The 13,061-nt window shown below is 41.5% G+C and carries 12 protein-coding genes and 4 tRNA genes; 3 read left to right on the top strand and 13 right to left on the bottom strand.

The features are described 5' to 3' along the window. Window positions 1–5: 5 nt before the first annotated feature. Entirely contained in the window at window positions 6–1,790 is a 1,785-nt protein-coding gene (locus MN200_RS12115; RefSeq protein ID WP_058870101.1) for a DUF2157 domain-containing protein, read from the top strand. Then, window positions 1,787–2,389, top strand: a complete 603-nt coding sequence (locus MN200_RS12110; RefSeq protein ID WP_058870100.1) for a GDYXXLXY domain-containing protein — start codon at window positions 1,787–1,789, stop codon at window positions 2,387–2,389. The genes MN200_RS12115 and MN200_RS12110 overlap by 4 nt, the downstream gene beginning before the upstream one ends. Window positions 2,390–2,452: 63 nt before the next feature. Here MN200_RS12110 and panD read toward each other — a convergent pair whose 3' ends face one another. The 11 genes from panD to MN200_RS12055 form a co-directional block, all read right to left on the bottom strand. Beyond that, the gene (gene panD / locus MN200_RS12105) at window positions 2,453–2,833 is read right to left on the bottom strand and encodes an aspartate 1-decarboxylase (RefSeq protein WP_004695506.1); all 381 of its coding nucleotides are present in this window, start codon (window positions 2,831–2,833) and stop codon (window positions 2,453–2,455) included. Between the two features lie 143 nt (window positions 2,834–2,976). Beyond that, window positions 2,977–3,558 carry an aminoacyl-tRNA hydrolase gene (gene pth, locus MN200_RS12100; protein WP_004695508.1) on the bottom strand — a complete coding sequence of 194 codons (582 nt, stop codon included), beginning with the start codon at window positions 3,556–3,558 and terminating at the stop codon, window positions 2,977–2,979. 18 nt (window positions 3,559–3,576) lie between these two features. Continuing rightward, window positions 3,577–3,873 carry a 50S ribosomal protein L25 gene (gene rplY, locus MN200_RS12095; RefSeq protein ID WP_058870099.1) on the bottom strand — a complete coding sequence of 99 codons (297 nt, stop codon included), beginning with the start codon at window positions 3,871–3,873 and terminating at the stop codon, window positions 3,577–3,579. Window positions 3,874–3,974: 101 nt separating this feature from the next. Continuing rightward, entirely contained in the window at window positions 3,975–4,928 is a 954-nt protein-coding gene (locus tag MN200_RS12090; RefSeq protein ID WP_004695513.1) for a ribose-phosphate pyrophosphokinase, read from the bottom strand. Between the two features lie 36 nt (window positions 4,929–4,964). Then, window positions 4,965–5,039 (bottom strand) — tRNA-Gln (locus MN200_RS12085). Window positions 5,040–5,129: 90 nt separating this feature from the next. Continuing rightward, window positions 5,130–5,204 (bottom strand) — tRNA-Gln (locus MN200_RS12080). Between the two features lie 19 nt (window positions 5,205–5,223). After that, window positions 5,224–5,298, bottom strand: a tRNA-Gln gene (locus MN200_RS12075). A gap of 28 nt (window positions 5,299–5,326) precedes the next feature. After that, window positions 5,327–5,401 (bottom strand) — tRNA-Gln (locus MN200_RS12070). Between the two features lies 1 nt (window position 5,402). Then, complete coding sequence (gene ispE, locus MN200_RS12065; protein ID WP_242759457.1) at window positions 5,403–6,233, bottom strand: 4-(cytidine 5'-diphospho)-2-C-methyl-D-erythritol kinase; 831 nt, start codon at window positions 6,231–6,233, stop codon at window positions 5,403–5,405. Between the two features lie 11 nt (window positions 6,234–6,244). Next, the gene (gene lolB, locus MN200_RS12060; protein ID WP_178928225.1) at window positions 6,245–6,826 is read right to left on the bottom strand and encodes a lipoprotein insertase outer membrane protein LolB; all 582 of its coding nucleotides are present in this window, start codon (window positions 6,824–6,826) and stop codon (window positions 6,245–6,247) included. 4 nt (window positions 6,827–6,830) lie between these two features. Continuing rightward, window positions 6,831–8,540: a hypothetical protein gene (locus tag MN200_RS12055; protein ID WP_242759454.1), complete on the bottom strand. Its 1,710-nt coding sequence runs from the start codon at window positions 8,538–8,540 to the stop codon at window positions 6,831–6,833. Window positions 8,541–8,618: 78 nt separating this feature from the next. Here MN200_RS12055 and hemA point away from each other — a divergent pair, with 78 nt between their 5' ends. Then, window positions 8,619–9,902 carry a glutamyl-tRNA reductase gene (hemA, locus tag MN200_RS12050; protein ID WP_058870097.1) on the top strand — a complete coding sequence of 428 codons (1,284 nt, stop codon included), beginning with the start codon at window positions 8,619–8,621 and terminating at the stop codon, window positions 9,900–9,902. A gap of 25 nt (window positions 9,903–9,927) precedes the next feature. On the opposite strand, the gene MN200_RS12045 is transcribed toward hemA, so the two are convergent. Continuing rightward, entirely contained in the window at window positions 9,928–11,823 is a 1,896-nt protein-coding gene (locus MN200_RS12045) for a DNA primase (protein WP_058870096.1), read from the bottom strand. A 193-nt stretch (window positions 11,824–12,016) separates the two neighbouring features. Then, window positions 12,017–13,000 carry an outer membrane protein assembly factor BamD gene (locus tag MN200_RS12040; protein ID WP_004695525.1) on the bottom strand — a complete coding sequence of 328 codons (984 nt, stop codon included), beginning with the start codon at window positions 12,998–13,000 and terminating at the stop codon, window positions 12,017–12,019. Window positions 13,001–13,061: the final 61 nt, after the last annotated feature.

The following is a 13,061-nucleotide window of genomic DNA, read 5'->3' as shown; positions in this document are numbered from 1 at the left end:
TAGAATTGATCAAAATTCAACAATATGATTATCCTTGGAATGCTGGATCCTTCATAAAGCATCTTCAAGTTTTTGGTTTTACACTCATCGCGGTCAGTATGTTGTATTTGGTTGCTGCTAATTGGTTTATGTTGCCACAGAATATTCAGCTGGCTATTCCTCAGTTGTTATTATTACTCAGCGCAGTTTTTAGCCTGTGGCTGACAAAACATGATTTTCTCGTGCAATGTTTACAAAGTATCTGTGGTTTGATGATTGGTTTAAGTTTGGCTGTGATTGGTCAAATTTATCAAACGGGTGCTGACAGCTATTTATTATTTTTACTTTGGTCTGTGCTGCTTTTACCGTGGCTATATCGTCCGAATATCAGTGTATTTTTCCTTTTATGTATTATCAGCCAATTGGCATTGTTTCTATTTTTTATCCAAACCTTTTGGGGAGATCAATATCCAGATATTTTCTTAATCAGTATTCATGCATTTGCACTGATTCAATTCTATCTCTGCAATAAATATTATTCGAAACTCCGTTATTTATTCTTACTATGGTTTGCCATTCTCTCGATTTGGCATATGGCAATGTATCTCTATGCGGATAAAAGTATTCTTTATTTCATCGTGTCTTTTATCTTATTGGGCATTTCACTGGCTTACTATTATCAAAATAAAGACCAGTTGTGTAGCGTACTTTCAGCCGTTGGCTTGGGCATTAGCTTTACCTTGGTCATTGTGAAAGCAGTGACGGAGTGGTTTGGTCAGAATGAAATTTTTGAATTATTTTTTATCGCGCTGATTATTTTTGCGTGGTTTGCTTTCATCACTTATCTTTTGATTAAATTTATTCCACATAGTCGCTTCAATGCTATTCCACTTGCGGTAGGAGCTTGGATTGCGGGTATCGTCTTTGCTACGTTGATGCTGACCTTTTGGGGGGATTTCTCTTTAATTATGGGTATTGTCTTTGTAGCTTTGGCGGCTTACTTGTTGAAAGCTAAACAAAGTTTGTTTTTAAGACAATTTGCTTATTGTCTCTGGGTTGCAGGACAAATTGCGGTGATTTTTTACACCGTTGATTTGATGAATCAAATTATACCTATTCTATTTTTACAATTAGTGATGCTTGCACTCGCCTATTTTATGCGTACACATTGGTTCTTTGTTTTTGTTCAAATTTTGGGTTTATATGCAGCAGGTGTGGCGTGTATTTGGGATATCAATGCACATCTCAGTTGGCGTAATATTGTTGAAAACTTTGTTTATCTAGCACTTTGGAATTATGTTTTTTATCTGGGAATTTTGGCCATAAAATTCATACAGCCAACTGAATATCAACGCAGTTTATTACTTTCTGCACTTGGGATTATTCTATTTTCTTTGGGTTTTTATACTTTCTTTGGGAAATACGAATTAGCGAAAATTGAGCACATTCCGATATTGGCTTTTGGCTTACCGATTTTATGGTTTGTACTGTTTGTCTTTTTACATATTCAAAAGCAGTTTCATTTATTTGCACATTTTATTTTGACTGCTTTTGCAGTAGGGCTGATTTTTTATGGCTATTTCGATATTTTTATTTGTTTGGCCATCATTTCATGGGCTTTAAAAACACGAGATAAAGTGATCTATGGATTTGCGCTGGCAACTTTCGCTTTAATTTTAGGGTTTTTATATTATTCCCTTGATGTGACCTTTCTAATTAAAAGTTTAAGCATGTTCTTGTCAGGTCTGATATTGCTCTTGCTGACCTTGAGCTTGATGCTATTTAAGCAAAAAGAGGAGTTCGGCATATGAAGAAAATGATTCCTCTTGTTTTGGCATTACTCAGCATCGCGGTATTTTTAGGCTTAATTTTTAAAAATGAATGGCACTTAAATAATAGTCAAACCATGTATGTGCGTTTGCAACCTGTAGACCCGCGTTCGATTATTCAGGGGGATTATATGGCGCTGAATTATCAACTTTATTTTGCGCCTCAACATTTGAGTCCAGAAAGCACCAGCCAAGCAAACATCAATCAAGAAGATCAGATTTTTTCAGGTCATTATTTTGATGAAGTGATTAAGAACAAATCTTCGGTACTCACTTATGTTGAACTCGATTCACAGAGGCGCGTGATACATAGCTATTTTGAGTTGCCGAAAAATGTTCGTACAGCTCGACTGATTTTACAAAACCCGAATAATCACTATAGCGAGCTTTATCCTGCATCGAGAAGTTTTTTGTTTGCAGAAGGTTTAGCGGATTGTTATCAGCAGGCAGAATATGCTGAGTTTAAAGTCGATAAGCAGGGCAATGCGATACTCACGGCATTGAAAGGTGATCAGCTACAAGATTTAGGCTGTGAGAGCAAACGAGATTGGTTGAGCGGATTTCGTACTGCTCAGAATTGATCCAATTGCATTATTCTGCTCATAAAAAATCCGCACGCAGCGGATTTTTTTAATCTATTGGGCTTAAGCCACTTGTACTGGAATGCAGTTTGCCATGTGACTTACAGTGTTATCTGGATTTGCATAAACTAAACGTGGTTTATGTGCATTTGCTTCAGCTTCTGTAAAATCACCAAAGGTAGCAATAATCATTAAATCGCCTACATCGGCTTGATGTGCTGCACCGCCATTGACTGAAATTATGCCAGAACCTTCTTCGCCACGAATTGCATAGGTACTGAAACGCTTACCATTAGTCACGTTCCACATGTGAATTTCTTCATATTCGCGGATACCGGCTAAATCCAATAAAAGACCATCGATTGCACATGAACCTTCATAATGGAGTTCAGCTTGAGTAACAACACAACGGTGGATTTTTGCTTTTAATAAACGAGATAGCATGGCTAGCGTCTCCTGAGTGGACCTAAGATCGTTATCTTATGGTTGAATCAATCTGAACTTGCTGGATAAGCAATCAGGCAAGCGCATTTTGCCTTTAAAATGACAGTATGGCAAGCAGCATGGTTCAACATTTTTTTGACTTATCAGTTTGGTTTGTAAGCATTGATTTGATTCATGGCAGGCTGAATCTCACCATTCACCAGCATTTTAGTGCGAGCCAGTGCGTGATGGATTGCGTCATCCATTAAATTTTGTTCATTGCTTGGTGCTTTGCTTAAGACATGTCCTGAAACACGTTCTTTTGAACCGGGGTGACCAATACCAATGCGTAAGCGATGGAAGTTTGGACCGATATGAGGAACTATGTCACGTAAACCATTATGACCACCATGACCACCACCTGTTTTTAGGCGAATGACACCAGGGTTCATATCCAGTTCATCGTGAGCAATCAGTATTGCTTCTGGAGCAATATTGTAGAATTTTGCGAAGGGAACAACACTTTTACCAACAAGGTTCATAAAGGTTGTGGGTAATAACAGACGGACGTCTTGACCTTCGATATTACCACGCCCACTCATTCCATTGAATTTTGGGTCTTTTTTTAGCGTAATGCCATATTGTTCTGCAAGGCGTTCAACAAACCAAAAGCCTGCATTATGGCGGGTTTGGGCATACTCAGAACCTGGGTTGCCCAAACCAACAATCAGTGAAATATTTGACACTAATTACACCAATAACACTTATGCGCGAACGAAGTCAGCGTGCATAGGTGTGTTTTTAGCTGGGTGACGTTGTAACGCTTTGATTTTAACGCTTTCAACTTTGTCGCCAACTTTGATTTCAACAACTTCTTCGAAGAAAGCATTGCTTTCTAAAGCTTTAACAAGCTCACGAAGTTCTAAAGTAACAGCTACAGGTTCAGCAGCACCACCGTAGATGATTGCTGGAACTTGAGCAGCATGACGAAGGCGGCGGCTCGCACCTTTCCCTTGGTTAGCTGCTTCACGCGCTTGAGCGTTTAATACGAAGTTTGCCATGATAGACATCCTTAATTTAAGTTTTAAATAAACTAGATCTGCGACCGACCTAGTGAGACAAAGCCCTGCACAGAGCAGGGCTTTTAAAATTCAGCGCTATATTATAGATAAGAATCAAACATTGCGCTAATAGATTCTTCGTTGTTAATACGACGAATTGTTTCAGCAACCATACTCGCAACTGAAACTTGGCGAATCTTACCAAGAGCTTGAGCTTCTTCAGAAAGAGGAATGGTGTCTGTAACAACCAATTCATCAATCACAGAGTTTTTCAAGTTTTCGATAGCTTTACCTGATAAAACAGGGTGAGTTGCATAAGCAACCACTTTGCGCGCACCAAATGTTTTCAATGCATCAGCAGCTTTACATAACGTACCTGCAGTATCCACCATGTCATCTACGATGACGCAGTCACGGCCTTTAACATCACCAATCAAATGCATGACTTGTGATTCGTTTGCCTTTTGACGACGTTTGTCGATGATAGCAAGGTCAATATCGCCCATTTGTTTAGCAACAGCACGTGCACGAACGACACCGCCAACGTCAGGAGAAACCACCATGAGGTTATCATGTGATTGTTGACGAAGGTCAGCTAAAAGCGCTGGTGTACCGTAGATGTTGTCTACAGGGATATCGAAGAAACCTTGGATTTGGTCAGCGTGAAGGTCGATCATTACCACACGGTCAATTCCTACAGTTGTCAGCATATCTGCGACAACTTTTGCAGTAATTGGAACACGTGATGAACGAGGACGACGGTCTTGACGCGCATAACCGAAATAAGGAATCACTGCGGTAATACGACCAGCACTTGCACGACGCAAAGCATCAGCCATAACGAGGATTTCCATTAGGTTATCATTCGTTGGGGCACAAGTAGGTTGTACGATAAATACGTCTTTACCACGAACATTTTCAGTAATTTCGACAGCAATTTCACCGTCAGAAAATTGACCAATAGATGCAGCACCTAAAGGGATGTGCAAGTGGCTTACGACTTTTTGGGCGAATTGTGGATGTGCAGATCCACTAAAAACGACAAGATTGGGCATGAAGCACCCTTGGCGGTTGGCAATTTAGGAATTAGATGGCAGGGGTAGCTGGATTCGAACCAACGGATGCCGATATCAAAAACCGGTGCCTTACCACTTGGCGATACCCCTAATGCGGCAGAACTTTAATATTTTTGCGTCTTTCTGTCAAGGTAAATTAACAGTAGAACAGCAAAGTGTTGTTCTGTCTTTTTTGGAAAATGGCAGGGGTAGCTGGATTCGAACCAACGGATGCCGATATCAAAAACCGGTGCCTTACCACTTGGCGATACCCCTAAATTTGATTACTGTAAAATGGCAGGGGTAGCTGGATTCGAACCAACGGATGCCGATATCAAAAACCGGTGCCTTACCACTTGGCGATACCCCTAGTACAGTCATCTACAGGTGAAATAAAATGGCAGGGGTAGCTGGATTCGAACCAACGGATGCCGATATCAAAAACCGGTGCCTTACCACTTGGCGATACCCCTATCAGGTAACGTGGAAATGTCTTATTGGTGATTCATTCAAGCTGTTGACCAAGTAAGCTTTACATGGTGCATTTGCAAGAACATCATCAATGTTCATATCACTTGTTACTTCAGCAAAAACACAAGCACCTGTACCTGTAAGTTTTGCAACACCGAACTGGTCGAGATATTGCATCGCTTCATCTACTTCTGGATATAAACTTCTTGCCAAAGGCTCAAAATTATTTCCAAAATCAGATGGCTTTAACTGATAGGCGCAAAATTTAGAGCTCTTCGTGTTTCTTGTCAATGTTTTTTGTGAAAAAAGCAATTGAGTGCTGATAAAACAATCAGGTTTTAGCACAATGTATTGTTTTTGATCTAAGTCTATGAATGTTAAGTGCTCACCTATACCTTCAGCCCATGCATTGCGACCATGGACAAAGATGGGAACGTCTGCGCCTAACTGAACACCCAAGTCTGCTAATTGCTCAGTATTTAGCCCGCATTGCCACAGTTGATTGACTACGATTAATGTCGTCGCGGCATCCGATGAACCGCCACCTAAGCCTGCACCCATCGGAATATTTTTTTCAAGACGAATGGATAAACCGGTGGCTGTTTGTGCATACGGCTTAAGTATCTGTGTCGCTTTATAAATCAGATTTTGACTCAAATCGACACTGTTTAAACCTTCAATATGAATCTCTTGATCCGTACGAGGCTCAAATTCCAACCAATCACACAGATCGATCAACTGAAAAATACTTTGCAGTTCGTGGTAGCCGTTTTCACGGCGACCCGTAATGTGTAAAAACAAATTCAGCTTTGATGGGGCAGGGACACGGATCATAACGAGATAAACTAGCGGTTTTGAATGACCATTGTAATACGGTTTTCTGCACCATTTTCAAGTGCTTGTTTTAAAATCAACCGATTTGGCATATGGGCTTGCTCGTTATAGCTCAGCTCAACGCTCCAACCATCTTCAATGATCTGTACTGCGCGTTTGGCACTGTCACGTTGGATTTGTGCTTGAACTGTTGCGGGTTTGGCTTGAACCCAATTGACTAAATGGGTGATGGGTGCTTGCCACCCTGTTGCTGTTTTTAAAAGTTCTTCAGGAGTTTCAGCTTGGATGAGGCCAGTTTTAGCACTATTCAGGCTAACTTCACCTGGACGACCACTAATTTGCGTTTTACCAACGCCTAAAATTCCACTGAGTTCAATATCAAATTCTTGTTGCTGTTGTACCCATGTAAAAAAAGCACTGCCTGTTTGTTCAGGCGTACGTACCCCAATTTTACCCTGTAAGCTAAAGTGTTGATCAGATTCGGTTTGTATGGTGTTTGGGTCAAGCTGTGGTTTGGTAAATTGTTGACAGCCTGTAAGTGCCAAGCTACTTGCAGCAAGTAAGCTTAAGCTCAGATTTGAGAAAATACGCATAAAACTATGAGCTCTTTTTCAGTTGTTGGGGTAACAATAAAGTATTAAGTTGATCCAATTGAGGATCATTTGGGTGTTTTTGTTTGAGTTGTTGTAACACAGTGGAGAATTTTTGCAGATCACCGAGCATATAAACTGAACGCGCATAACGCACGCCAATATTGACACTACCACTGATGAGGTAGGCTTTTTCTAAGACTTTGGCTGACGTGCTAAAGTCATTTTGTAAGTAACAAATAAAGCCTAAGGTATCTAAGATGGAGGCCTGTTCAGGGGCATATTCTAAAGCATGTTCAACAAATCTACGTGCATCATCTAAGCGTCTGTTTTGCAAGGCTAAAGTGTATGCATAAGCATTGAGGTAGGTTGGGCTATTGGGCTCAATACTTAACAGTTGATTGAGCAACTTTTCAAGTTTGTCTTTATCCGTATGTGGATCCAACATTAGCACTTCAGAATAGATCAGTTCAGGATCATCTGGTAAGTTTTTAATCGCCTCATCTAACAGTCGCATGGCTGCGGCTTTATTATTCATGCGCTTTAAAATATCGGCTTGCGCCTGATACAAAAAACTTGCATGTTGTGGATAGTTCACCCGTTCTTGGGTTAAAAAGCGCAAAGCATCATTGGGTTTGTTTTGCAGGGTATAGATACTGATGAGGCTGCGACGCGATACGGTATACAGACTACCATCGACTAGACGATAGTAGGCCTTGGCTGTTTCAAAATGCTGTTTTCGTTCAGCATTCACTGCTAGATAGTAATAGGCTTCATTTTGATATTCAGCCGAATTACGTAGTTCAACCAGATATTTTTCAGCTTTTTCGTACTTCTTTAAATCAATACTGGTTAACCCCGCTATAAACAAGGCTTCTTCTTGGTTAGGCCATTTTTTAATCAGGCTCTCAAGCTTGGTTAAGGCCTCATTCGACGCATTAATTTTAATCAGATATTTGGCTTCTGCTAAACGGATATCGACATTGTCGCGGTGTTTACGACTCGATTTCGCATACCAATTGCGGGTTTCTTCCTCTTGACCGAGTGCGCTGAGTAAGTTGGCTTTCATTAGGATGTAGCCTGTGACTTTTCCACGCTTTTTTAGGGCTTTATTGATGGTGGCTAGGGCTTGCTCAAGCTGTCCATTTTGCGCCTCTAAACCTGCAATCAACGCTAAAATAGAGGGGTTATTCCGCTCTTTACTCGAACGTAACGCTTGGATGAGAATTTCTTGATCTTCAGGCTCTTCAGGGGCAATCCCCGCAAGGATTTGCTCTAAATCGGCATTGGCATCAATATTGAGAATTTTATCGAGCGTTTCAGCCGCGAGTTCATATTCATGTGCTTTGAGTGCAATGTGCGACAAATAAAATAAGGCTGGAACATCGGTAGGCTCTTGCACCACCCAATGCATTGCAATGTCGAGTGCGGCATGCAAATCATTTTGTTCAAGGGCAATATTTAAAGCGCGTTGTTTAATGGTGGTGGAATTACTTTTAATCGCCAGCACAGTATAGTTGTGCAAGGCAGTCGCGCTGTCTTGGTAAGCCAGTGCAAATTCGGCAATCATACTTTGTTGAATTGCATCATAATTAGATAGCGAAAAATCTCCAGCTGCTCTAAGATGAGCACTAGATGCCATGCTACCGACGAGTAAGAATGTGGTAGAATATTGCTTAATTCTCGCGCCGCTCAGTCGGCAATGTGTTTGACGCAATTTTTCTTGATCCAAGTAATGCTTTTTATGACACCGTTATTGCACAATAGCATAAATTTAGCGAAATGATGATCTGATATGTCTTTCTTTGCATTGGGTGTCAACCATCAAACCGCCTCCGTAGAATTGCGTGAGCAAATTGCCTTTAACCCTGAAAAGTTAACGCAACTGCTTGAGCAACAAGGCCAAAACCAAGACTTAAATGAAATGGTGGTGGTCTCTACGTGTAACAGAACAGAAGTGTATGCCATGTCTGAAAACTCAGATATGGTATTGAACTGGCTCGCCCAAGCAAATGGCATAGATGTTAAACAATTGTTGAATCATGTATACCGTTATGAAAATGCGCAGGCTGTCACTCACTTGATGCGTGTTGCAAGCGGTTTAGATTCACTCATGCTTGGTGAACCGCAAATTTTGGGGCAGGTTAAATCTGCACTATCTTTGGCGAAGACGGCTCATACTGTCTCTCCTCATTTAAACCGAATTTTTGAATATGCCTTCTATGCAGCGAAACGCGTACGCTCTGAAACGGCTGTGGGTAGTCATGCCGTATCGATGGGCTACGCGGTTGCTCAGTTGGCATTACAAGTGTTTAGTAAGCCTGAAAAGTTGACTATCATGGTGGTCGCTGCGGGCGAAATGAATAGCTTAGTGGCGAAGCATTTGGCTGAAATGGGAGTCGCAAAAATCCTCATTTGTAACCGTACTCGTGAACGGGCTGAAACTTTGGCTCAAGAAATAGCCCATCGTGTAGACGTTGAAATTATTGAGTTTGATCAGTTGGCTAATAACTTAGCACGTGCAGATGTCATTTCCAGTTGTACGGGAAGTTTACATCAGGTGATTCATTATCCCGATGTCAAAGCTGCCTTAAAAAAACGTCGTTATCAACAAATGTTGATGGTGGATTTGGCTGTTCCGCGTGATATAGACCCGAAAGTGGAAAGCTTAGATGGCGTCTATTTATATGGCGTAGATGATTTGCAATCGGTGATTGATGAAAACCTTGCTCAGCGTCGTCAGGCGGCGGTTGAAGCAGAGGTGATGGTCAACCAACTAGCCACCGAGTTGGTGACCCAACAGAAGGTCAATCTCGCAGGTGAAACCATCCATGCTTACCGTCAGCAAGGTGAACAGTTAAGACAAGAAGAATTAGATCTAGCGCTGGCACGAATTGCGAAAGGGGAAATGGCGGAACGAGTAATGCAAGAGTTTGCACATCGTTTGACGCAGAAGTTGCTACATCCGACCTCGATTATGCTGCGTGAAGCAGCCAAATCTGAAGATCCGAGTCATTTTGAACAAATGCAAACGTGTTTAAATGAGACTTTTGCTAAACGTCGTAAAACTAAAAAGTAAATCTAAATATAAAAATGTAATAGGTTTAAGTAATCAGTCTTAAGCCTATTTTTTTGGTCAATTCATTCAGTTTTTGACGTAGATTGCGCGATTCGAGCAGGCTTAAAGGCGCTTTTAGTTTTTGGCGCAAATATTTTTCTTCAAGCGAGAGAGCATATTCACTGGCCAGTTTGTCGGCCATTTCAGGTGTTTTGGTCAGAACTTCAATATTGGTGCGCTGCATAATATCGGCAATCGCGTTGGCATAACGGCTACATGCACCCAAAACATAATAGGTTGCCAGTTCTTGGTCATCAGGTAAATCATCAAAGATGCTATCTAAGACTTGTAGCACATGCGCTAAAAGTTCATCTTCAGGTAGATAGGCGCGTAGAGTTTCAAAGTGAATATACAAAAACGGATGATGGATCAGAACGGCGAGAGCGAAATCTTCATCTTTGGTGCGAATATTAAAAGACAACGAGGCATCGTTGCTGACTTGAGGTGTCCAGCGACGACCAAAACCGAGTTTTTCTTTGAAGGATTGATTCAGCAAATAACGGAAAGAGCCTGTTTTGGGCAATAAGTCCGTTAGTTGGCGTAACTCACTCATGACCTGACTTTTACCTTCAGGGCTACTGATGTCATGGTTCTGCGTCAGATGTGCAAAAACAAAGTCTGACAGCAGTGGAGCCTGTTGGAGCAGTTTATTAAAGTTTTCAATACCTTCGCGACGAATCAGTGAGTCAGGGTCATGATCATTTGGTAAAACAAAAAACTTCAGCTCGCGACCATCATTGAGCAACGGTAATGCAATTTCTAAAGTACGGCGAGCCGCTTTTTGTCCAGCTACGTCACCATCGAAGGCAATGGTAATACGGTTGTTTTGTTTAAACAGAATATTTAAGTGTTCGGTGTTACTGGCAGTTCCTAAGGTCGCCACAGCACCTGCAATCCCATACTGCTGTAGCGCAATCACATCCATATAGCCTTCGACCATCAGCCAGTCTTGGGCTTTTTGTTTACGGCCTTCATATAAACCATAAAGTAATTGGTTTTTATGAAATACTTCAGAGTCTGGCGAGTTGATGTATTTGGGTTTAATTTCGTCATTTAAGGCACGACCACCGAAGCCCACTACGCGACCTTTGGCATCACGAATCGGAAATATGACACGATCCCGCAGTAAGTCGAAGTCACGACCGTTATCACTAGTACGAATCAGTCCGAGTAGCTTTAAGCCTTCGATATCTTGCGGGAAGGCTTTCTCTAAGTGTTGCCATTCCTCAGGTGCATAGCCTAAACGCCAATATGCAATGGTATCTCGACTGAGCCCGCGCTGTTTAAAGTACTGCTGAGCAGCGCGACTATGCGGTAGTTGTTGCTCATAGTATTGCGCAATATTTTCTAACAGGTCGTATAAGTTACCTTCCTGAACGGGGGCGGTGTTGAAGCCCTCGAAAGTATCAAAATCAGCGTAACCCTCTTGGTAGTCCATGGACTGAAATTCAGCAAAAGGATCATGCTCAATCTGAAACTCAGGTTGTGCTGGAGCTGGCTCGGTTTTCTTGGCTTCTGCGACATCGACCTGTGGTTTTTGGACAGGTTTAGCTTCGCGCTTATACACCAGTTTTTTCGAGTCACGGTTGTCTTTTGGAAGTTCGATGCCTGTTTGACTCGACAAATCCTTCATCACATCAATAAAGCTACGACTGTCGATGTCCATTAAAAAACGAATGGCATTACCATTGGCCTGACAACCAAAACAGTGGAAATACTGTTTGTCACGATACACGTGAAAAGACGGTGATTTCTCTTGATGGAATGGACAACAGCCTGAATAGGTACGACCTGACTTTTTAAGTTTCACACGTTGACCAATCAGGTCGACAATGTCGGTCCGATCTAAAATTTGGTCAATGGTGTGTTGAGGAATAGCCATGTCGAATCGTCAGTCGCTGATGTTTTGAAAACCGTGAAAAAAAGCAGAGATGGAGGTTTTAAAATTCAAAAAACCATCGAATCTAGATTGTTTTGTATACTGTTTAGGCGTTTTGATCAAGCGGAAATCGCACAAAACAAAAGGGCAAGTATGATAACTTGCCCTTTCTAAAATAGCGAATATTTCAGAGGAATTATTCGGTTTCAGTATTGATGTTTTGCTGTGTTTCAGGACGATCGAGCAAACCGAAACTGATACGGTTGGTAAAGCTGCGCTCTGTTGTTTGTTTCGGCTGTTCGATTTTTTCTTCAGAACTGTTTTGTTCTTCGCGACCAAACACACCTAAAGTCGCACGGTTGACCCAACTTGCTTCTTTACGTGCAGCGCGTAAGTTCACTTCACCATTCGATTTCACTAAATTTGGATAATTTAGTTTCAATACATCGGTATATTGTTGTGCAGTTTGCTTATCACCCAATTGGTCATACGAATAAGCAACAGTTGCTAAAGCTTCAGGCACTTGAGGGCTTTGTGGATAATGTTCAATCACCCATTGCGCACGCTCTAGTGCTGCGACCCATGCTTTACGTTTGATATTAAAACGTGCTGCATTCATTTCGCTTTCAGCCAACTCATTGCTGATAAACTTCATGCGCTGTGCGGCATCTACAGCATAAGTGCTTGAAGGGTAACGACGAATAAAGTCTACGAAGTTTTGATACGCCACTTTAAGATAGCTCACATCGCGATGTGCTTGCTTTAAAGAAGTATAACGAATCAAACCATCATAGTTTTGTTCCATATTGGCTACGCCACGGACATAGTAGGCATAGTCCACGTTTGGATGCTGAGGGTTCAAACGAATGAAACGATCAGCCAGTGCAATCGCACCTTCATAATCTTTCTGCTGAAACTTCACATAGAGCAGCTCTAGTTGAGCTTGTTGCGCATATTCACCTGTAGGGTAATAGGTATCTAATGCTTCTAAGTGTTTTGCAGCGTCGGTATATTGACCACTTTGCAGTGCTTTTTCTGCTTTTTGAATATAAACCTGTTCACTCGATTGTGGACCGGTATCTACCACTTCTTTCTTGGGATTGCTGCTACAGCCTACCATTGCAGATGCAATGCCAATCGTTAGAGCAAGCATTGTCATTTTATAATGTGGTAGCGACATAAAAATTCCTCTGTTAATACGGGCAATGAGCTACAATTGCGCTATTAAATCACTTTTATTT

Source organism: Acinetobacter sp. LUNF3 (assembly GCF_022699605.1).
Classification (GTDB): domain Bacteria; phylum Pseudomonadota; class Gammaproteobacteria; order Pseudomonadales; family Moraxellaceae; genus Acinetobacter; species Acinetobacter johnsonii.
This window is presented reverse-complemented; position numbering and strand designations above follow the sequence as displayed.